We start from the raw sequence: 20,733 nt of genomic DNA on the forward strand, positions 1-20,733 counted from the left end.
TGGGGCCATTCAGAAATTTGCTGAGCCTTCAGAAATTCCACAATGTCAACCATTGTGATCACGCTGAATTTGGAAGGCTGACATGAAACGCATTGCTATTGCTCTCGCCGTACTTGCGACAGCGATGGGCGGTGTCGCGTGCTCTGCTGGCGATGGCCAAGGTGGAAACATCGTGCGTATCGGCACAACGGAGGCCGGGAAGGAGTCCTGGGACGTCTTGGTGGATGAGGCGGGCAAGGCGGGAATCAAGCTCGTCACCACCAACTTCACGGACTACAGCCAGCCGAACGTGGCCCTCACTCAGAAGCAGATCGATGTGAATCTATTTCAGCATCTTCGTTTCCTGGGTGAATACAACGTCGCTGACAATGCAACGCTAACGCCGGTCGGTGCCACCTATATCGTGCCACTCGGTCTCTATTCGCAGAAACACAAGGCAATCACGGATATCCCGCAGGGCGGGCAGATCGCCATCCCCAACGATCCGCCCAATCAGGCGCGAGCTCTGTTCGTGTTGAAGGCGGCCGGGCTCATTGTGCTCAAGGGTGGACGCACGACACCGAGTACCGCCGATATCGACAAGGGGGCATCGAGGGTCACCGTCACCTTGGTAGACGCGGCGCAGACGGCGTTGTCGCTCAGGTCGATCGATGGCGCCGTCATCAACAACACCTATCTAGCGCAATCGAATATCGATCCGAAAAGCGCGCTCTACGCCGACGATCCGGCGAGCCCGGGCGCGGAGCCATATATCAACGTCATCGTGTCGCGCGCCGAGGAGAAGGACAACCCCACCTACCAAAGGCTTGTGGAGGTCTTCCATTCCCCGGCCGTCACCGAGGCATATGCCAAGGAAAGCAAGGGAACTCAGCTCACGGTGACAAAGAGTGGCCAGGACTGCGCCGCGATCCTGGCAAGGATCGAACAGCAGATCCGTGCCGAGAAATGACCGACGAGGCGCCGCTCATCCGGTTCGAGAACGTCACTAAGACCTTTCGGGTGGGCAAGAAGACGGTCACCGCGGTCGACGATGTGTCACTCGACATCGCGGCGGGTGAGGTATTCGCCATGATCGGCTATTCGGGGGCGGGTAAGAGCACGCTCGCACGGCTCATCAATGGACTGGAACGGCCCACCTCTGGTCGCGTCGTGGTGGATGGCGCCGAGGTTAGTGCACTGGGGGAGCGCGCATTACGGCATCTACGTGCCGATGTCGGCATGATCTTTCAACAGTTCAACCTGTTCCGGTCCCGCACCGTCGCGGGAAACATCGCCTATCCGCTGCGGGTAGCTGGATGGGCCGCCGAGAAGCGCAATGCGCGGGTTGCCGAGCTGCTGGAGTTCGTTGGACTGGCCGATAAGGCGAAGAGCTATCCGGATCAGCTTTCCGGTGGACAAAAGCAACGGGTGGGCATCGCTCGAGCCCTGGCGACATCACCGTCGATTCTGTTGGCCGACGAGGCCACCAGTGCCCTGGACCCCGAAACCACCGGCGACGTGTTGCGACTCCTTCGCGCAGTCAACAACGAGTTCGGGGTGACCATCGTGGTGATCACCCATGAGATGGACGTGGTGCGCACCGTTGCCGATCGCGTCGCGGTCCTCGCCGATGGGAGGGTTGTGGAGGTGGGAAGCGTGTTCGATGTGTTCTCCACGCCGCAGAGTGAGGCCGGGAAACGTTTCGTCGGCACGGTGCTGCAGAACACCCCGAGTGTCGAGGACGTCGCACGAATTACCCAGCGGCACAAGGGCAATATCGTCTCGGTCGAGATCAGCGAGGGTGTACAGATCGGCCCGGCGCTGGCACGCGCGACGGAGCTTGGGGTGCGTTTCGAGTTGGTGTACGGAGGCATCACCACCCTGCAATCGCGCTCCTTCGGCAATCTCACGCTCGAACTCGAAGGGCCCGATGATCAAGTGGCGCAGATTATCTCTGATTTCTCCGCGGTGACGACGGTTCAGCGGGTGACACGATGACGACGAATTGGGAGCGGTTGCGACCGCAGCTGTTCGAGGCCTTCGGTGACACGCTGTACATGGTGTCGATCACTCTGGTGGTGGGCGGCATTATCGGGTTGGGGTTGGGAGTCCTGTTGTACACCACCAGATCTGGCGGGCTGCTGCAGAATCGGGCACTGCATGCGCTGCTCAATGTGGTGGTCAACATCGTCCGGCCCATACCGTTCGTTGTGTTGATCGCAGCCCTCGGGCCGATCACGCTCGGGGTGGTGGGGACGACGATCGGTACCACCGCCGTGGTCTTCGTGATGATAGTCGCGGCATCGTTCGCGATCGCCCGCATTGTCGAACAGAACCTGGTGACCATCGATCCCGGGGTCATCGAGGCCGCGCGTGCCGTCGGTGCAGGCCCGCTGCGCATCATCACGACGCTATTGGTGCCAGAGGCGTTGGGGCCGTTGATCCTCGGATACACGTTTGTGCTCATCGGCATCGTCGACATGTCCGCGATGGCGGGTTTGGTGGGCGGCGGTGGCCTAGGCGACTTCGCGATCGTGCAGGGCTACCAGCGCTTCAATTGGCAGGTGACGATCGTGTCAACCGTCATCATCATCGCGCTGGTCCAAGCGGCCCAGTTCTTCGGAAACTATCTGGCGCGCAAGGCGCTTCGGCGATAGTTACGCGGGGGGTGCCGGTGCTGCCGGCGCAGGGGGTGCGCCGGGTATGGGAGGAGCGCCCTCGGGTGCCTCGGGCGGGGTCCAGTGCCACTGATCCGGGGCCGGTCCCTGCGAGTCATCACCCAGGCCGGGGATGCGTGTGCCGGGAGGCGGGGCGGTACCAGGCAACGGCTGGTTAAGCGATTCCTTGGTTCCTCGCCCTACGATGCCACCTCGCCATTGGCCGTCCTGAACACCGCGCACGAGCCGCCCCAGGTAGTCGCCGCCCGAGATATCGGCGCTCTCTTCTCCGGGGTTGACCCCATAGATCTCGCCCTTGCCGGGCTCTGCGGGCTTGAGGTTCTGCGGCAACAGGTACTGGTTGTTCAGCGCCCTGGTGTTCGGAGCGACGACGGGAGCATTGGCCGCCGGTGCCGCCGGTACCGGGTTCTGGCCAATCAGGTTGGGGTTACCCACGATGGCGAGGTTGCCGGGTAAGCCGCCGATACCCTGCTCGGTTCCGGACAGAGCGAGTGGATTGCCGATTTGCGATGCCGGCGGTGGTTCCGGCGGGCCGGGCGGACCCGGCGGGAGAGGTGCGGCCGCGGGCACCGGCGCCGGGTCTGGTTCCCCGGGATCGCCGGCGGCGGTGGCCGCCGAGGCGAGCAGCGCACTGGCGGCAAGGGCCGCAGCCACCCCGATCTTCACGATGGACGGACGATCGGGGTTCCTCATGGCTGCGTCTCCTCTTGTACTGAATGCGGTTCGGACGGTCTAGCTAGACGGTCTTCGTGACGCCGTAGTAGGCGACGATATCGTCGTTGTCCTTCGATGAGCTGGTCAGCACGGCGTACGAACGCAGGAACGACTGTCCGATGCAACCGTCGATCTTGATGTGCACGTCCTTGAGGGTGATACGCGCTTCGCTGCCCTTGTACTTCTTCTTGTCGACCGAGACGTTGATGACCTCACCGGGCTGGGGGTGCACCTCGATCTGGCCCTGGATGGGCATACCGACACTGGTGAGACCGGCGGTGCCGAGGCCGGCAGTAAGACTGATCGAGCCATTCAGCTTGACGGTGTTCAGGCTGATGCCGCAACCAATCTGGTAGCCGGCTTCTAGGGTGCCACCGGACAGCTTGCTGCTGCCGCCCTTCGCCGAGCCGGTGAACGTGCCACCGGCGAGATATTCGCGGGACGAGGCGGCGGTGGTCAGCGGCGGGATGGGCAGCTGGGTCTCATCCTTGGCGCCCACGCTGAGTACCCAGCCGTCGGGGGTCTTAACGGTGCCCGGGTCCTCGGAGCCCACAACGCCGTTGTCGGGCGGCGGGCCGTCTGCGGGCGGCGGGGCGTCTGCCACGGGCTGCACGGGTGGTGGGTCGTCTGGGTCCGCCAGAGCGAGCGGCGCCGATGCGGCGAGTGCGCACGCGGCGGTCAGGGTGACGAGACTCTTGAACATGGGAGTGAGGCCTCTCGTGGTCTTTGGCATTGGGGTGGCTGTAAGCGCGTGGGGCATCGACGTCAGACGGCCTTGGTGATACCCATGTAGGTGACCACGTCATCGGTGTTTTCCGTTGAGCTGGTGAAGGTTGCGTATGACCGGATGAAGGACTGACCGACGCAGCCGTCGATCTTGATACGGAAACCGGTGATGGTGGTGCGCGAGGTGGTGCCCTCGAAGGTCTTCTTGTTGACCGGAACGATGGTCACGGTACCGGGCTTCAGGCCGACCTTGATCTGGCCGATGACGCTGGCGCTGGCGGTGGGGACGCCCGCCATGCTGAGTGAGGGGGAGATGCCGACGCCGCCCATGAGCTCCACGGGACCACCGGTGATACCGCAGCCGATCTGGTACCCGGCCTCCAGCGTTCCACCGGCCAGCTTGGTCTTACCCGAACCCTTCACCCCACCGATGAACGTGCCACCGACGATGTACTCGCGTGAGGACAGCGCGGTGGTCAGCGGGGCGACCGGCAGCAGGCTTTCGTCCTTAGCGGCGACGGCGAGGATCCAGCCGTCCGGAGTGGGCAAGGTACCCGGCTCTGCCGATGGCATCGCGCCAGTGTCGACGGGAGGGGGCGGCGGTGCGTCGGCCACCGGCTGGACTGGGGCCGGATCATCACCGGGTTCTGCTAGGGCGAGGGGCGCCGAAGCAGTAAGCGCGCAGACTGCAGTCAGAGTGATAAGACTTTTCAGCATGGTGCGGTAGCGCCTCTCAATTGTTGGTGATGTCCGTGACTTCTGTGAGGAAGCTGTCCCGACGAATGTTGGGGGTGCTGTGTTTCCAAAGGGTGAATGGACGGACAACAGTTATCGCCCAATGTCTATCCATTTCGTACGTCGGTACACACCGTTCCAACCGCGCTGATTTGAATCATGAAATGCCTCCTGCCTCGGTGATTGTGACGAAAACCACTCATGTCGTTACCGCGTCGTCAAGACGGTCTTGGCCTACCGGGTAGGGGTATTCAGCACACTTTTCAACGGTCAGTCGAATTCGCTTCGTATACCAGTTGTTCAACGGTCGTTCAGACTCGTGACAATTCCGCAACTCACTATCAGGTATTGGTGCTGTCACAACGCGACGCCGTATGGAATTACCGGTACGGTCACGGCCGAACAGCACCAGAGAATCTGGAGAGGAATCGATGAGGCCATTACATCTCTGTCGGAAGGCGGCGGTGCCGTCGCTGCTGGCGATCGGCATGGGGTTGGCAACACTTCCCGTGGCATACGCCGAGCCAGATGGCCAAGATCAAGTGGAACAGCCGGCGGTTCAGCAGACCGTTCAGGCGCCCGGCCCCGCCGTAGTATCCGCACCCGCGCCGACCTCGGATGGCGCCACCCCGGCGGCCATTGAGGCGTGCGCGAAGTTCGCGACGGCGCTCGACTACGCGTCCACGAACTACTCCGACTTCGCCAACAACCTGGCGGGTATGGAAGGCAACTACAGCGACGCCTACGTGTCGTCCAGCAATGGAACGGGCCGGAGCGCGCTGCGGGAGGCGGCCGAATTCGCGAATGAGGCCGCCAACACGCCGGATCTGGACCCGGCGATCGCCGATCCGATCCGCTCCTGGGCGACGAACGCGAACAAGCTGATGATCCTCATGGGTGTCCGGGCCCCGGTCGATGGTGTGAACGGGAAGGCCAATGACCTCAACGCCGACGCGGAGAAGGCCCAGATGGCCTGTGCCCAGGCGGGTACGCACGCCTAGGTCCGCGTAGATAGTCCTACTCTTGTTCCATGTTCACCGGAATCGTTGAGGAGCTCGGCGAGATTCTGGGCAGGGAAGATCTAGGCGACGCTGCCCGTCTCACCGTGCTCGGCCCCCTGGTCGTATCGGATGCGAAACACGGCGATTCGATCGCCGTCAACGGCGTCTGCCTGACGGTGGTCGATGTGCGACCAGGTGGGGTTTTCACCACGGATGTGATGGGAGAAACACTCTCGCGATCGAGTCTGGACAAGATCGTGACGGGCACCAGGGTCAACCTGGAACGCGCGGCGGCGGTCAACAGTCGTCTCGGCGGACACATCGTGCAAGGACATGTCGATGGCACCGGGGAGGTGCTGTCCCGCACACCGTCCGAGAACTGGGAGGTGGTGCGCATATCACTGCCGGGATCGGTGGCCAGATATGTCGTTGAAAAGGGCTCGATCACCGTGGACGGGGTGTCGCTGACGGTATCGGGATTGGGCCAGGACTGGTTCGAGGTGTCGCTGATTCCCACCACACTGGGACTGACGACGCTCGGATCGGCGACGGTGGGGACGACGATCAATCTCGAGGTGGATGTCATCGCCAAGTACGTCGAACGCCTGCTCGAGCACCGTTCTTAGCTTCTGATTCCGCTGAGTGAGCAGCGCTCGAATCATTGAATTCCCGGTGGTTCATAATTGAGTTGCCCACACGCCCCTAACGAGAGTGGTCCCCATGACCAGGTTGGACAGCATCGAACGCGCTGTCGCCGATATCGCCGCCGGTAAGGCCATCGTCGTTGTCGACGATGAGGATCGGGAGAACGAAGGCGATCTGATATTCGCTGCGGAGAAGGCCACCCCTGAATTGGTGGCTTTCATGGTGCGGTACACGTCGGGATACCTCTGCGTGCCGCTGGCCGGGGAGGACTGCGACCGCCTCGGGCTGTTACCCCAGTACGCGGTGAATCAGGACAAGCACGGCACTGCATACACGGTCACCGTCGATGCGAAAAACGGTATTGGAACCGGGATTTCGGCGTCGGATCGCGCGGCGACGATGCGGTTGCTGGCGGACGGCACGACTGTCCCAGACGACTTCACCAAGCCCGGGCACGTTGTTCCGTTGCGCGCCAAGGAAGGTGGGGTGCTGCGGCGTCCCGGCCACACCGAAGCATCGGTCGACCTGGCCAAGCTGGCGGGACTGCGACCCGCCGCGGTGATCTGCGAGATCGTCAGCCAGAAGGACGAGGGCGCCATGGCGCAGACCGAGGAGTTGCGGGTCTTCGCCGACGAACACAACCTGGCACTGGTGTCGATCGCTGACCTGATCGAGTGGCGGCGCAAGCACGAGAAGCATGTGGAGCGGATCGCCGAGGCGCGTATCCCCACCCAGCACGGCGAGTTCCGTGCAGTGGGTTATACGAGCATCTATGACGATGTGGAGCACGTGGCGCTGGTGCTCGGGGATATCTCCGGCTCCGAAGACGGCGGCAACGATGTGCTGGTGCGTGTGCACTCCGAGTGTCTGACCGGCGACGTATTCGGTTCGCGCCGTTGCGATTGCGGTCCGCAGCTGGATGCCGCGATGGAGATGGTGGCCAAGGAGGGCCGTGGCATCGTGCTGTACATGCGTGGTCACGAGGGGCGGGGCATCGGGTTGATGCACAAGCTGCAGGCCTATCAGCTGCAGGACGCCGGCGAGGACACCGTGGACGCCAACCTGAAGCTCGGTCTGCCGGCCGACGCGCGCGACTACGGTTTGGGCGCACAGATTTTGGTTGACCTGGGCGTTAAGTCCATGCGGCTGCTGACCAATAACCCCGCCAAGCGCGTCGGGTTGGACGGCTACGGGCTGCACATCATCGAGCGGGTAGCGCTCCCGGTGCGCGCCAACTCGGAGAACATCCGCTATCTGCGCACCAAGCGGGACCGGATGGGGCACGATCTGGCCGATCTCGATGATCATCCCGAGGCCGATGGCGCGTGAGCGGCGATGGAATCCCGTCACTGAAGGTCGGTGACGCATCGGGTGTCAGTCTGGCGATCGTGGCCAGTACATGGCATGACCAGATCTGTACCGCACTGCTGGAGGGTGCGCAGCGCGTCGCCACCGAGGCGGGAATCGATCGTCCGACCGTGGTCCGGGTACTTGGTGCCATCGAGATACCGGTGGTGGCGCAGGCGCTGGCACGCACCCATGACGCCGTCGTCGCGCTGGGAGTGGTAATCCAGGGGCAGACACCGCATTTCACCTACGTCTGTGATGCGGTGACCACCGGGCTGACCCGCGTTTCTCTAGATACCAGCACGCCGGTGGCCAACGGGGTGCTGACCGTGAACAACGAGCAGCAGGCCCTCGACCGCGCCGGACTGCCAGGGTCTGCCGAAGACAAGGGTGCCCAGGCGGCGGCGGCGGCGCTGGACACCGCGCTGACGCTGCGTCGGCTCCGTCAACCCTGGACGTGACGCATGGCCGACTCTGACTGGGACATCGTCCTGAAACCTCACTTATCGCCGTACTTCGTATACGCGGCCGCCTTCGTCATCGCCGCCGCGCATATCGCGGTGGGTGTGCTGCTCAAAATCTCGCCCAACAGCGGGGTGATATTCAAGACCTCGGATCAGATTGGTATTGCCCTGGTGGGCATTGTCATCGCGTGCGTCGTCCTGATGTTCGCCCGCCCGCGGGTGCGCGCGGGTGCGGCAGGTATCGAGGTGCGCAATGTGCTTGGCCCCAAACTCATTCCGTGGTCCGAGGTGGTGGGAGTGTCGTTTCCTTCGGGTGCGCAATGGGCGCGGCTGGATCTGGAGGACTACGAGTATGAGCCACTGATGGCGATCCAGACGGTCGACAAGCAGCGGGCCGTCGACGCGATGGACGCACTCAGGGCAGTGTTGGTCAAGTACGCGGACCAAACAACGGCCTAATCGGCACGGCGGGCCTCCGGCTGGGTCATCGCGACCGTGATGTGCAGCCTTGATGCAACCTTTGTGGCGATAACGTGCCGCCACCAACGACATAATCCGCGGGCCGCCGCCATGGCGATTCCTGCCGGGTGCTGTCAACGAGGCGACACTCAAGGAGAACCGGTGCCCGCGCAAACCTCTATTCCTCATGCAGATACAGCCTCCCCGGGTGCCATTCACTATCCGCCGGCGCCGCTGTTCACCGCGCGGGCCAATGCGACCGAGGAGCTCTACCGCCAGGCAGAGTCCGACAGACTGGAGTTCTGGGCCGGCCAAGCCGAAAGGCTTTCCTGGCAAACCAAATTCACCGAGGTGCTCGACTGGTCCGGCGCGCCGTTCGCGCGTTGGTTTACTGGTGGCACCCTGAACGTGGCCTACAACTGTGTCGACCGACATGTCGAAGCCGGCAATGGCGGCCGGGTGGCGATCCACTGGGTGGGTGAGCCCGCCGGCGATGCGCGTGCCATCACGTATGCCGAGCTGAAGGATGAGGTATGCCGCGCGGCCAATGCCCTCACCGCGCTGGGGGCCGTTGCCGGCGACCGTGTGGTGATCTACATGCCCATGGTCCCCGAAGCGATAGTTGCGATGCTGGCGTGCGCGCGGCTCGGTGTCATGCACTCGGTCGTCTTCGCCGGGTTTACCGCATCCGCGTTACGAGCCCGGATCGCCGATGCCGGGGCCAAGATCGTCATCACGGCCGATGGTCAGTACCGGCGTGGGAAGGCTGCGCCGCTCAAGGATGCCGTCGACGCGGCGATCGTCGACCAGCCGGGCGTCGCACGCGTTCTGGTTGTCCGCCGCACAGGTGTCGACGTGGCCTGGAACGGCACTCGCGACTCGTGGTGGCACGAGACCGTTGGGCGCGCTTCCGCCGAGCACCGTCCGGAAGCCTTCGACGCCGAGCAGCCGCTCTTCCTGCTGTATACCTCGGGCACGACGGGGCAGCCAAAAGGCATCGTGCACAGCAGCGGTGGATACCTGACGCAGGCGGCCTTCACGTACAGCGCCATCTTCGATATCAAGCCGGATGCCGATATCTATTGGTGCACTGCCGATATCGGGTGGATCACGGGCCACACCTATATCGTCTACGGTCCGCTGGCCAACGGCGCTACCCAGGTGGTGTACGAGGGGACACCCGCTTGGCCCGACGAGCGCCGACACTTCCAGATCATCGAGAAGTACGGTGTCACAATCTATTACACGGCACCGACATTGATTCGCACCTTCATGAAGTGGGGGCGGCAGATCCCGGGTGCGCATGACCTGTCGAGCCTGCGGTTGCTCGGTTCGGTGGGGGAGCCCATCAACCCGGAGGCGTGGCGTTGGTATCGGACGGTATTGGGCAATGACGTCACGCCGGTCGTAGACACATGGTGGCAGACCGAGACCGGTGCGGCGATGATCTCACCGCTGCCCGGTGTCACCTCATGTAAGCCTGGCTCGGCGATGCGGCCATTGCCGGGCATCTCGGCGATCATCGTTGATGACGACGGGAACAGGCTGTCCGCCGATTCCGGTGAGTCCGAGCAGGCGCCGGATATCTGGTCCTTGATCAGCCGTGGCCGGCGATGGCCCGCGGCATCTGGGGTGATCCCGACCGGTTCGTACAGACCTACTGGTCACGATTCGCCGAGCAGGGTTGGTACTTCGCGGGTGACGGCGCACGCTACGGCAGTGACGGGGAGATCTGGCTGCTGGGCCGCATAGACGATGTCATGAACGTGTCCGGTCACCGGATCTCGACGGCGGAAGTTGAGTCCGCGCTGGTGGGGCACGCCGGAGTCGCCGAGGCGGCTGTCGTAGGTGTCACCGATGACCAATCCGGCCAAGCCATCTGCGCGTTCGTCATCCTGAATTCTCAGCATGACGGCATGCCGAGAGCAGACGTGATCGGCGAATTGCGCGCCGAGGTGGCCCGCGAGATATCACCGATTGCCCGGCCGCGGGATCTGTGTGTGGTCCCCGAATTGCCGAAAACCCGTAGCGGCAAGATCATGCGCAGGTTGCTCAGGGATATCGCCGAGGGCCGCGATCCTGGTGACACCACGGCGTTGGTCGACCCCGCCGTGTTCGATGCAATCCGCGCGCAGGCGTGCCCGTCGTGACCCGGTTGGCCAGCGATCTCACCCAGTTTCCATTCCGGGCGTCGATGTCCAAGTATCGTGTCAATATCGACCGTGCCTGCGAAAATGGCCAGGGCAGAGAGCTTGGAGACCGTGGCGACTACGAGAACTACAGCGCGCCGCGCGGCTGCCCGCGCATCGCTGGCGTCCGTACGTAACGCGCACGACCTCTTCGTGGCGGGTCAAGTAGACGGTTCGTATCTTGCGTCGATACCTCTGCCGCGTCTCGTGACCGAGAGCTGGCAGCGAAGCCTGGCCACCGGGGTAGATCCCGACCGCGGGCCGGGTGAAGCGGCCGCCGCGACCTGCCTGTCCGAACTGCGCAGCAGCCATCCACTCGCCGGTGCGCTGCCCGTTATCCGTCGCCTGCTCGTGGACCACGCGACCGATTCGGGTGTGCTTGTGGGGGTTACCGCTGCGGACGGCGCACTGCTCTGGGTGGAGGGTGACGCCGGAGCCGGCCGCAAGGCGGCCACGATGAACTTCGTGCCCGGTGCCGACTGGAGCGAACGGGCGGTAGGCACGAATGCCCCGGGTACTGCCCTCGCGTTGGATCGCGAGGTACAGATCCGTGGCAGCGAGCACTTCTGCAGGCTCGTCCGGCCGTGGTCGTGCACCGCAGTCCCCATACATGACCCACTGACCGGCAGACCCCTGGGAAGTATCGACCTGACGGGCGGTTCGGCCGTTGCCTCCGCACAGACGCTGGCGTTGGTGCGTGCAACGGCGGTTGCCGTCGAGCATTTCATCGCCCTGAACTACCCGCGGCAGGGCCGCCCGGAGCGCGGTACCGAACCGCGGTTGACCTTGCTCGGCGCCGACCGTCCGATTCTGTATACCGGCGACGGGGAGCACGGGACGCGCGCATACCGGCTATCCGGTCGCCACGCCGAGATCATGGCACTGTTGCTGCGCCACCCCGAGGGTCTGAGCGCCGATCATCTCGCGATGCTGCTCGACGAAAACGATCTGGACGTCGTCACCATCCGCGCGGAAATGTCGCGACTGCGCCGCATCGTGGGAGACGAGTTGATCGTGTCCCGGCCCTACCGGCTGCTCGAACATGTCGGAAGCGATATGGGTGATGCCTTCGCCGCACTGCGAGCCGGTGATATCGCCAGGGCAATGGACTCCTATTCGGGCCAGTTGTTACCGCGTTCCGCGGCGCCGGCCATTGCGCGACTGCGCCTGGAGCTGAGCACGAGCCTTCGTGGCGCCGTGCTTGCCGACGGCGAGCTGCACTTGCTGCGCCGCTGGCTCGACCTGCCGGAGGCGCGCGATGACCGCGAGGGGTGGCAGGCACTGCACGATCATCACGGTGCGGGCGCGATAATCCGGTCGGAAGCCCGCGGCCACCTCATCGCGCTGGATTCCGATCTCGCCTGAGCACTGCCGCCTCCGGACGAAAAGTTGCAACCGTGCTGCAACGGGCCAAAACCTACCTTCAGTGATCACCGACACATTTGTTGTCTTGAAGGCAGGAGACCGCCGTGACTGTTTATGCCCGCCCGGGTGCAGAGGGATCGCTGATGACCTTTGCGTCCCGCTACGAGAATTTCATTGGTGGGCAATGGGTTCCCCCGGCCCAGGGGCGATACTTCGAGAACCGCACCCCGGTGACGGGGCAGGTGTTCTGCGAGATACCCCGCTCCGATGAAGCCGATGTCGAGAAGGCGCTTGATGCCGCACACGCCGCGGCGACCGGCTGGGCCAAGACCTCACCGGCCGATCGGGCACTGATCCTCAACAGGATTGCCGACCGGATGGAGTCCAACCTGGAGTCCATCGCCGTCGCCGAGTCATGGGACAACGGCAAGCCCATCCGCGAAACCCTCAACGCCGACATCCCGCTTGCCGTCGATCACTTCCGGTACTTCGCCGGTGTCCTTCGGGCGCAAGAGGGTTCACTATCGCAAATAGACGAGGACACCGTCGCCTACCACTTTCACGAGCCCCTCGGTGTCATCGGACAGATCATCCCGTGGAACTTTCCGCTGTTGATGGCAAGTTGGAAACTCGCCCCGGCGATCGCCGCAGGAAACACGGTGGTACTCAAGCCCGCCGAACAAACCCCGGCGTCGATCCTGTACCTGTTCTCGCTCATCGGCGATCTCCTGCCGCCGGGTGTGGTGAACATCGTCAACGGGTTCGGGGTGGAGGCGGGCAAGCCGCTGGCATCCAGCAGCCGGATTGCCAAAATCGCGTTCACCGGAGAAACCAGCACGGGCCGTTTGATCATGCAGTACGCCAGCCAGAACCTGATCCCGGTGACACTGGAGCTCGGCGGTAAGAGCCCCAACCTCTTCTTCTCCGATGTGATGGCCGCCGGTGACGATTTCCAGGACAAGGCCCTGGAAGGGTTCACGATGTTCGCGTTCAACCAGGGCGAGGTCTGCACCTGTCCTTCGCGCAGCGTGATACAGGCCGATATCTTCGACGAGTTCCTGGAGCTGGCCGCCATCCGCACCAAGGCCATCCGCCAGGGCGACCCGCTGGACACCGAGACAATGATGGGGGCGCAGGCCTCCCATGAGCAGCTCGAGAAGATCCTGTCCTATATCGAGATCGGCAAATCCGAAGGGGCACGGCTGGTTACCGGCGGCGAGCGTGCCGAACTCGGCGGCGACCTGTCGGGCGGCTACTACGTCACACCGACGGTCTTCGCCGGGACCAACTCGATGCGGATCTTCCAGGAGGAGATCTTCGGGCCGGTGCTGGCCGTGACCTCCTTCGCCGATTACGACGACGCGATCGCCATTGCCAACGACACCCCGTACGGGCTGGGTGCGGGAGTGTGGAGCCGCAACGGCAATATCGCCTACCGCGCCGGGCGAGATATCAAGGCGGGCCGCGTGTGGACCAACTGCTACCACCAGTACCCCGCGCACGCCGCCTTCGGCGGCTACAAGCGATCAGGCATCGGCCGCGAGAACCACAAGATGATGCTCGACCACTACCAGCAGACCAAGAACCTGCTGGTGTCCTACAGCTCCAAGGCCCAGGGATTCTTCTGACCATCGCCATCTCGGCATCACCCCGAAAGTGAAGTCACCCCACTGAATTGAACTGCAGAGAGCAAGGAAACGATATGGCGACCACCAAGCACGGCATAGTCGAGGAGCATCGGGAGAGCGCGGACTATCTGCGCAAGCGCCAACTCAGATCGGGGAGTGCGGGCTGGCTGCTGCTGGCCGGCCTCGGGGTGAGTTATGTGGTGTCCGGCGACTATTCGGGCTGGAACTTCGGCCTCGGCCAAGGCGGGTTCGGCGGGCTGGCGATCGCCACCGTGGTGATCGCCGGCATGTACTTGGCGCTGGTACTGGGTATGGCGGAGCTGTCTTCGGCGCTCCCGACAGCGGGCGGCGGCTACACCTTCGCGCGCCGCGCGCTTGGCCCATGGGGCGGATTTGCAACGGGCACCGCGATTCTCATCGAATACTCGATCGCCCCGGCCGCCATCGCCACCTTCATCGGCGCGTACGTCCAGTCGCTCGGGCTGTTCGGCATCACCAACGGATGGTGGGTCTACCTGGCCGCCTACGCCCTGTTCATCGGGATTCACCTGTCCGGTGTCGGTGAGGCGCTCAAGGTGATGTTCGCCATCACCGCGATTGCCCTGGTGGGCCTGCTGATCTTCGCGGTCGCCGCGGCAGGCCATTTCGACATCCACAACCTGACCAATATCGCGGTGGACGAAACTGCGGCCGGGGCTTCCAGCATCCTGCCGCATGGCTACCTGGGCATCTGGGCCGCCATTCCGTTCGCGATCTGGTTCTTTCTCGCCGTCGAGGGCGTTCCGCTGGCCGCCGAGGAGACCGCCAACCCGGAACGCAATGTGCCGCGCGGGATCATCGCGGCGATCGGCGTGCTGCTGGTGACCTGTGCGGCGGCGCTGGTTCTGACCACTGGAGCCGGTGGTGCGGAACAGATTTCGGATTCAGGCAATCCACTCGTCGAGGCGCTCGGTCACGGCACCGCCGCCAAGTTGGTCAACTACATCGGGTTGGCCGGGCTCATCGCGAGCTTCTTCTCAATCATCTACGCATACTCACGACAGCTGTTCGCGCTCTCCCGCGCGGGCTATCTCCCGACGATTCTGTCGGTAACCAACTCCCGGAAAGCGCCGACGCTGGCGCTGATCGTCCCCGGCATCATCGGATTCGCGCTGTCGCTGACCGGGCACGGCGATCTGTTGTTGAACATGGCGGTCTTCGGTGCTGCCCTGAGTTATGTACTGATGATGGTCAGCCACATCGTGCTGCGGGTGCGCGAACCGAATATGCCGCGGCCCTACCGCACGCCGGGTGGCATCGTCACCACCGGCTTCGCCCTGTTCATCGCGGTGCTGGCCGTTATCGCGACATTCCTGGTCAATCCGGTGGCCGCGGGCCTGTGCCTCGCCGTGTTCACGGCCTTCATGGTGTACTTCGCGCTCTATAGCCGCCATCGTTTGGTGGCGAATTCGCCGGATGAGGAGTTCGCGATGCTCGCGGAGGCAGAGAGCGAGCTCACGTGAAATACCGGCAGCAGGTCGCTGGGGTGAACTACACCTTCGACGGGCTCGTGGACGTGATGGCCAAGGCCACTCCGCTGCGTTCAGGTGACCAACTTGCCGGGTGCGCGGCGGACTCCGATGCCGAACGGGCAGCTGCGGCATGGGTTCTCGCGGACCTGCCACTCGGTACTTTTCTCAACGAGACGGTGGTGCCCTATGAAACCGACGAGGTCACCAGGCTGATCATCGACAGCCACGACCGCCAGGCCTACGCTGCCATCTCACATCTGACCGTCGGCGGTTTTCGGGACTGGTTGTTGGAGAGAGCTTCCCACGATGACGGTACCCAGCGGATCGCCGCCGTGACCGCAGGGATAACCCCCGAGATGGCGGCAGCGGTTAGCAAGATCATGCGCAATCAAGATCTGATAGCGGTCGGGGCCGCCATCCAGGTGACCGCCGCCTTCCGCACCACCGTCGGCGGCAAGGGCACGCTGGCCACCCGCCTGCAGCCGAATCACCCCACCGACGACCCCCGCGGAGTCGCTGCGGCCGTGCTTGACGGGCTGCTTCTTGGTTGCGGTGACGCAGTCATCGGTATCAACCCGGCGACCGATTCACCGCACGCCACATCGGATCTGCTCTACCTGCTCGACTCCATCAGATCGCGCTACGACATCCCAACCCAGTCGTGCGTTCTCTCGCACATCACCACGACGATCGGATTGATCGAACGGGGAGCGCCGGTCGACTTGACGTTCCAATCGATCGCCGGCACCGAGGGCGCCAATTCTGCATTCGGAGTGAACATTGCGCTGCTGCGTGAAGGCCGCGATGCGACCAGGTCGCTGCGCCGGGGGACCGTCGGTGACAACGTCATGTATCTCGAAACGGGGCAGGGGTCGGCGTTGAGCTCCCACGCCCATATGGGTACCGGCGGTAAACCAGTGGACCAGCAGACACTAGAGGCCCGCGCCTACGCGGTGGCCCGCGACCTAGAGCCGTTCTTGGTTAACACCGTCGTCGGATTCATTGGGCCGGAATACCTTTACGACGGCAAACAGATCATCCGCGCTGGATTGGAGGACCACTTCTGCGGCAAGCTGCTCGGCCTGCCGATGGGTGTCGACGTCTGCTACACCAACCACGCCGAGGCCGACCAGAACGATATGGATGCATTGCTGATCCTGCTTGCCGCCGCGGGAGTGGCGTTTGTCATCACCGTCCCCGGTGCCGACGATGTCATGCTCGGCTATCAGAGTCTGTCGTTTCACGATGTCCTGCAGGCGCGCCGGACGCTGGGCCTGCGTCCGGCACCAGAGTTCGAGCAGTGGCTGCACGATATCGGAATGATCGACGAGGGCGGCCGTCTCACACCTTTCGACGTGGCGAGCTCGCCGTTGCGTGCACTGACCACGTCGGGCGCCCAATGACGACCGGTGATGTTGCCCGCCAGAAGTTTTGGAAAGAACTGCGGTTGAACACCCAAGCCCGGATCGGTTTGGACCGGGCCGGCAATGGGCTGCACACTCGGGACGTCCTGGACTTGGCGGCTGCCCACGCGGCGGCCCGTGATGCTGTGCATGTGCCCCTGGACGCGGAGCGTTTGGCCGCCGAAGTCGGCCGGGTCGGGCTGGGGACGCCCACGGTGGTTACCAGCCAAGTGAGCTCTCGCGAAGAGTATTTGCGCAGACCTGACCTCGGCAGGTTGCCCTCCGATTTGTCTGCGGTGCCGCGCGGTGCGCCAGATATCGGATTCGTGCTCGCCGATGGTCTGTCGCCTACGGCCCTCATGCGTCATGCTGTCCCGCTCGTGCGCGAACTCGTTTCGCAGCTCGCCGACTCATACACCCTGGCTGCTCCGGTGATCGCCACGCAGGCCCGGGTAGCGCTGGGCGACCACATCGCCGCGCAGGGGAGGTACCGCACGCTGATTGTGATCATCGGCGAGCGGCCCGGACTCAGTGTCGTCGATAGTCTCGGTATCTACCTCACGCATCTGCCGCGTACGGGGTGCACCGACGCCGACCGCAATTGCATCTCCAACATCCACCCGCCCGACGGGCTCAGTTACCGGGAGGCCGCGCACATCGCGGCGAGCCTCGTCAGCGGCGCGCATCGGTTAGGCCGTTCCGGCGTGTCGCTCAAGGACACCTCGCGCGCCTACGCGATCGACGATGCCGGCCAGAGGGAGCTGGGCTGACTTCGGTTTCCTAGCCGGTGTCGCCCATGACGAGGCCCTCGCGGCGCGGATCCGCGCCGCCGATCCATCCGGGCCCCCGCCGCACCAGCGCCGACAGGCCACTGGACTGATCGGAGACGTCAACGGCATGGCCGCGCGTGCGCAGCCCCTGGACCAGTGGATCGTCGGCGCCGTTGTCGCGGGCGTCGACTCCGGGGTGCTCACCGCCGACATTGGTCTTGGTGGAGTTGTTGGCGCCGAAATCCACCATCGATACCGCCTGCTGCGGGTCGAGTCCCCAATCCAGGATGCCAACCAGGGTTTTCGCGACGAATTGGATGATCACCGCACCACCCGGTGACCCGAGTGCCAACAGCAGCGCACCACGCTTGCCGGACTCTGCGCGTTCGAAGACCAGGGTAGGGGCCATGGAACTGCGCGGCCGTTTGCCTGGTTGCAGGCGGTTGGCAATCGGAAGCCCGTCCTTACCCACCGGCTCGGCCGAGAAATCGGTGAGCTGGTTGTTGAGGATGAAGCCATCGACCATGTGGAAGGAGCCGAAGGCGGATTCGACTGTGGTGGTGAGCGATGCCGCGTTACCACGTGCATCGACGACGGTGATCTGGCTGGTGCCGTGCTCTGGAGTGGAGACTGCTTCGGACAGCGGGATATCGAATTCACCGGGCTTCGCTGTGCCCATGGTCTTCTCGCCGGAGATCAGCTTGGCGCGTCCCGCCAAATAGGTCGGGTTGAGCAGCGCGTCTGGTGAATTCCCGGGCAGTGCAACAAAATCGGTATCGGCGACGTACTTGTCGCGGTCCGCGTAGGCCAGCCGCTCGGCCTCGGCGATGTAGTGGACGCCGTCGACGGTCGGCTTTCCGCCGTCGAGATCGATATCGGTGGGTCGGTACGAGGCCATTGGAAAGTTCTGCAGGATGCCCAAGGTGGCGGCGACGGCGATACCGCCCGAAGAGGGCGCCGGCATTCCACAGATCTGGTGGTCGCGGTACGTGGTGCAGAGAGATTCACGCTTCTTGGCCGTATACCCGGCCAAGTCTGCGGTCGTCATCAGGCTCGGGGTGCGTCCCGCGGAGGTGTCCGCTGCCGCGGCGACGATGTCCTCGGCAATCGCACCCCGGTACAGGGCATCCGGTCCGTCGGTGGCAATGGCGCCAAGGGTTTTCGCATAGGCGGGATTGGTGAGCTTTGTCCCGGCGGATTTCGCCGATCCGTCGGAATTGAGAAAGTACGTTCCGGCTTCCTGGTCGACGGCAAGGCTGGTCGCGGAATCGGTGATCGCGGCCGCAAGTCGTGGACTGATCTCGAAACCCTCATCGGCCAACTGAACTGCCGGAGTGAACAAGTCGCGCCAGGGCACGGTGCCGTGTTCGGCATGCGCGTCGTGGAGCATTCGGAGAATTCCGGGCACGCCGATCGAACGGCCAGATGATCGTGCGTCGGGTGCGGGTTCGGCCCTGTTGGCATCGTCGATCCAACGTAGATAGTTCTCCGTGGCCGCGGCGGGTGCGACCTCTCGGCCGTCGAATGCCTCGACAGCGCCCGTTGCGGCGTCGTAGTAGACGAGGAACCCGCCGCCGCCGATACCGGAGGATTGCGGTTCGACCAGCCCGAGCACCGCTTGCGCGGAGATCAGAGCGTCGGCGGCCGATCCGCCGTCACGCAACACCCGGCAGGCGGCCTGGGTGGCCAGCGGGTTGGCGGTCGCGACGGCGTAGCTCGCGGTGCGGACCGCTGACATGCCCTGGCGATAACCGGTGGCCACCTCGGGATTGGTGGAGATATTGCGCGCCGTCGTGGTGCCGGCGACAGCGGTTTTCGTCACGGGGGTGCCATTGGTGACGATGCTGCACGGCTCTGATCCGGTGCCCGGCCGCGTCGCATGATCGGTCGAGCAGCCAGCGACGGCGAGAAGCGCGACAGCGGCTAGTGCTATTGGTCGGGCTAGCGGCAAGGCCAATGGTCCCGTCGGAGTCCTCACAGTTCCATGACGTTAGCGGCTAGGGGGCGGTATCCACCGGGTGGTAAGAGAATCCGATTTCGACGGGCGTGTTGACGAGCTCGGGGCTCTGGGCGGAGAACTCCACCTCGCCTTCGGGATCGATCTTGACGGTCAACGGAATCTCGGCGCCCTTGCCGGTGGTCACCTTGGGTGATGCGAACATTCCGATCAGCAGGGCCGGCTGATCCGGTCCGGCGCCATCGGATTCGATCAGCAGGGTGGTGTTATGGCGCACCCAGTGCGTGCCCGCGGGGAGTCCCAGGTGCAGGTCGTAATCGAACGAGTCGGACGGATTCTTCTTGACGATGGTGAAGTACTCGCCACCGTCGACAAGAGGCGTCACGGTGTAGTCGGTGTCCGCCGATCGGTAGGTCGCCTCCCCGTCTGGACCCCATTCTGCGGGCGTCAGGGGAGTTTGATCGGGCAGCCGGATCGTCAGCAGCTCTCCGGGTTTCCCGGTCCTGACGCGGATACCCTCATGTGGGAAGACCGGGAGTATCGCTGTCCGAGAGGAGGTTTCAGATTCTGGTGTCGGCGCCGGGGTATCGGGGTCGGCGGCGGCGATCGCAGGAGACACCGCGATTCCGCTCATCGCGACTAGGGCGACTGCCAGGGCGCTAACGCTGATTTTCATCCAACTCGTCCTTATCTGTTAGCACGCCAGCGTGACGTGGGCGACCTTGGTGGAGACGGGAACCGATGTTGGCCTGTTTCGCATATCGCGGGCACTGGCGACATTGGAGACCGGCGACTGTTGATTGACGGATTGGACGACACAATTGTCGGGATGTCCCGAGCCAAGCCGCGTCACGGTCACGCGATAGCCGCTGGACTGCAGGCTGTTGATGACGGCATCGGCATCGTTGGACGGCCGGGCCAGGGCGTGAATCGCGGTGGCCAGGGATAGGACTGCCGCCGCGGCGGCTAGTGCGGGAATGACTCCCGTGGGCAATCTACGCACCGTTGTCGCTCCTTAGCCTCGGCGTTGATGGGATTCTCTGAGATTAGCGGATCATGAAATCGACGTCAGGCGACTTCCTTGAGATTCCAGGGAAGTCCGTCTATCGGGGACCGAATGATCGTGCTTCCCGATCTGTCGGTGGGCTTGGGCGTCGGACCG

General features: G+C 63.9%; 19 protein-coding genes and 1 pseudogene. 14 read left to right on the plus strand and 6 right to left on the minus strand.

Going from position 1 to position 20,733, the window contains the following annotated elements; translation table 11 throughout:
* Nucleotides 1-82 precede the first annotated feature (82 nt).
* From AB0H22_RS20260 to AB0H22_RS20270, 3 genes are read left to right on the plus strand one after another with little or no spacing between them, the layout of a single operon-like run.
* Nucleotides 83-949, plus strand: coding sequence for a MetQ/NlpA family ABC transporter substrate-binding protein (locus AB0H22_RS20260; RefSeq protein ID WP_358148482.1), 867 nt, complete (start codon nucleotides 83-85; stop codon nucleotides 947-949).
* The gene (locus AB0H22_RS20265; RefSeq protein ID WP_358148485.1) at nucleotides 946-1,977 is read left to right on the plus strand and encodes a methionine ABC transporter ATP-binding protein; all 1,032 of its coding nucleotides are present in this window, start codon (nucleotides 946-948) and stop codon (nucleotides 1,975-1,977) included. The genes AB0H22_RS20260 and AB0H22_RS20265 overlap by 4 nt, the downstream gene beginning before the upstream one ends.
* On the plus strand, nucleotides 1,974-2,636 hold the full coding sequence (locus tag AB0H22_RS20270; RefSeq protein WP_180749856.1) for a methionine ABC transporter permease: 663 nt from the start codon (nucleotides 1,974-1,976) through the stop codon (nucleotides 2,634-2,636). The genes AB0H22_RS20265 and AB0H22_RS20270 overlap by 4 nt, the downstream gene beginning before the upstream one ends.
* Here the strand turns inward: AB0H22_RS20270 and AB0H22_RS20275 are convergent, their stop codons facing one another.
* The 3 genes from AB0H22_RS20275 to AB0H22_RS20285 all read right to left on the minus strand — a co-directional run bounded on the left by AB0H22_RS20275 (nucleotide 2,637) and on the right by AB0H22_RS20285 (nucleotide 4,814).
* Nucleotides 2,637-3,350 (minus strand): hypothetical protein, encoded by a 714-nt coding sequence (locus AB0H22_RS20275; RefSeq protein WP_358148487.1) that lies wholly within the window; start codon nucleotides 3,348-3,350, stop codon nucleotides 2,637-2,639. It lies immediately after the preceding gene.
* A 43-nt stretch (nucleotides 3,351-3,393) separates the two neighbouring features.
* Nucleotides 3,394-4,074: an MspA family porin gene (locus AB0H22_RS20280; RefSeq protein ID WP_180750329.1), complete on the minus strand. Its 681-nt coding sequence runs from the start codon at nucleotides 4,072-4,074 to the stop codon at nucleotides 3,394-3,396.
* A gap of 62 nt (nucleotides 4,075-4,136) precedes the next feature.
* The gene (locus AB0H22_RS20285; protein WP_180749857.1) at nucleotides 4,137-4,814 is read right to left on the minus strand and encodes an MspA family porin; all 678 of its coding nucleotides are present in this window, start codon (nucleotides 4,812-4,814) and stop codon (nucleotides 4,137-4,139) included.
* Nucleotides 4,815-5,263: 449 nt separating this feature from the next.
* Here AB0H22_RS20285 and AB0H22_RS20290 point away from each other — a divergent pair, with 449 nt between their 5' ends.
* The 11 genes and pseudogenes from AB0H22_RS20290 to eutC all read left to right on the plus strand — a co-directional run bounded on the left by AB0H22_RS20290 (nucleotide 5,264) and on the right by eutC (nucleotide 17,614).
* Nucleotides 5,264-5,833 carry a hypothetical protein gene (locus AB0H22_RS20290; protein ID WP_180749858.1) on the plus strand — a complete coding sequence of 190 codons (570 nt, stop codon included), beginning with the start codon at nucleotides 5,264-5,266 and terminating at the stop codon, nucleotides 5,831-5,833.
* A gap of 29 nt (nucleotides 5,834-5,862) precedes the next feature.
* Nucleotides 5,863-6,459, plus strand: coding sequence for a riboflavin synthase (locus AB0H22_RS20295; protein WP_180749859.1), 597 nt, complete (start codon nucleotides 5,863-5,865; stop codon nucleotides 6,457-6,459).
* A 94-nt stretch (nucleotides 6,460-6,553) separates the two neighbouring features.
* Nucleotides 6,554-7,807: a bifunctional 3,4-dihydroxy-2-butanone-4-phosphate synthase/GTP cyclohydrolase II gene (locus tag AB0H22_RS20300; RefSeq protein ID WP_180749860.1), complete on the plus strand. Its 1,254-nt coding sequence runs from the start codon at nucleotides 6,554-6,556 to the stop codon at nucleotides 7,805-7,807.
* Nucleotides 7,804-8,286: a 6,7-dimethyl-8-ribityllumazine synthase gene (gene ribH / locus AB0H22_RS20305; protein WP_180749861.1), complete on the plus strand. Its 483-nt coding sequence runs from the start codon at nucleotides 7,804-7,806 to the stop codon at nucleotides 8,284-8,286. The genes AB0H22_RS20300 and ribH overlap by 4 nt, the downstream gene beginning before the upstream one ends.
* A 3-nt stretch (nucleotides 8,287-8,289) precedes the next feature.
* On the plus strand, nucleotides 8,290-8,748 hold the full coding sequence (locus AB0H22_RS20310; RefSeq protein WP_358148492.1) for a PH domain-containing protein: 459 nt from the start codon (nucleotides 8,290-8,292) through the stop codon (nucleotides 8,746-8,748).
* 213 nt (nucleotides 8,749-8,961) lie between these two features.
* Nucleotides 8,962-10,898 (plus strand): annotated as a pseudogene (acs, locus tag AB0H22_RS20315) (acetate--CoA ligase).
* Between the two features lie 111 nt (nucleotides 10,899-11,009).
* The gene (locus AB0H22_RS20320; RefSeq protein ID WP_358148494.1) at nucleotides 11,010-12,302 is read left to right on the plus strand and encodes a transcriptional regulator; all 1,293 of its coding nucleotides are present in this window, start codon (nucleotides 11,010-11,012) and stop codon (nucleotides 12,300-12,302) included.
* Between the two features lie 104 nt (nucleotides 12,303-12,406).
* Nucleotides 12,407-13,930 (plus strand): aldehyde dehydrogenase family protein, encoded by a 1,524-nt coding sequence (locus AB0H22_RS20325; protein WP_180749865.1) that lies wholly within the window; start codon nucleotides 12,407-12,409, stop codon nucleotides 13,928-13,930.
* A gap of 74 nt (nucleotides 13,931-14,004) precedes the next feature.
* Entirely contained in the window at nucleotides 14,005-15,432 is a 1,428-nt protein-coding gene (gene eat / locus AB0H22_RS20330) for an ethanolamine permease (protein WP_358148498.1), read from the plus strand.
* Nucleotides 15,429-16,844, plus strand: a complete 1,416-nt coding sequence (locus tag AB0H22_RS20335; protein WP_358148500.1) for an ethanolamine ammonia-lyase subunit EutB — start codon at nucleotides 15,429-15,431, stop codon at nucleotides 16,842-16,844. The genes eat and AB0H22_RS20335 overlap by 4 nt, the downstream gene beginning before the upstream one ends.
* Nucleotides 16,841-17,614, plus strand: coding sequence for an ethanolamine ammonia-lyase subunit EutC (gene eutC / locus AB0H22_RS20340; protein WP_180749868.1), 774 nt, complete (start codon nucleotides 16,841-16,843; stop codon nucleotides 17,612-17,614). Before AB0H22_RS20335 ends, eutC begins: the two co-directional genes overlap by 4 nt.
* 10 nt (nucleotides 17,615-17,624) lie before the next feature.
* Here eutC and AB0H22_RS20345 read toward each other — a convergent pair whose 3' ends face one another.
* The 3 genes from AB0H22_RS20345 to AB0H22_RS20355 are packed head-to-tail and all read right to left on the minus strand — an operon-like array spanning nucleotide 17,625 to nucleotide 20,550.
* Entirely contained in the window at nucleotides 17,625-19,565 is a 1,941-nt protein-coding gene (locus AB0H22_RS20345) for a gamma-glutamyltransferase family protein (protein WP_358148779.1), read from the minus strand.
* A 46-nt stretch (nucleotides 19,566-19,611) separates the two neighbouring features.
* On the minus strand, nucleotides 19,612-20,247 hold the full coding sequence (locus AB0H22_RS20350) for a hypothetical protein (protein ID WP_358148503.1): 636 nt from the start codon (nucleotides 20,245-20,247) through the stop codon (nucleotides 19,612-19,614).
* 18 nt (nucleotides 20,248-20,265) lie between these two features.
* Nucleotides 20,266-20,550: a hypothetical protein gene (locus tag AB0H22_RS20355; protein ID WP_180750331.1), complete on the minus strand. Its 285-nt coding sequence runs from the start codon at nucleotides 20,548-20,550 to the stop codon at nucleotides 20,266-20,268.
* Nucleotides 20,551-20,733 lie beyond the last annotated feature (183 nt).

Source organism: Mycobacterium sp. NPDC050853 (genome assembly GCF_040653875.1).
GTDB lineage: Bacteria > Actinomycetota > Actinomycetes > Mycobacteriales > Mycobacteriaceae > Mycobacterium.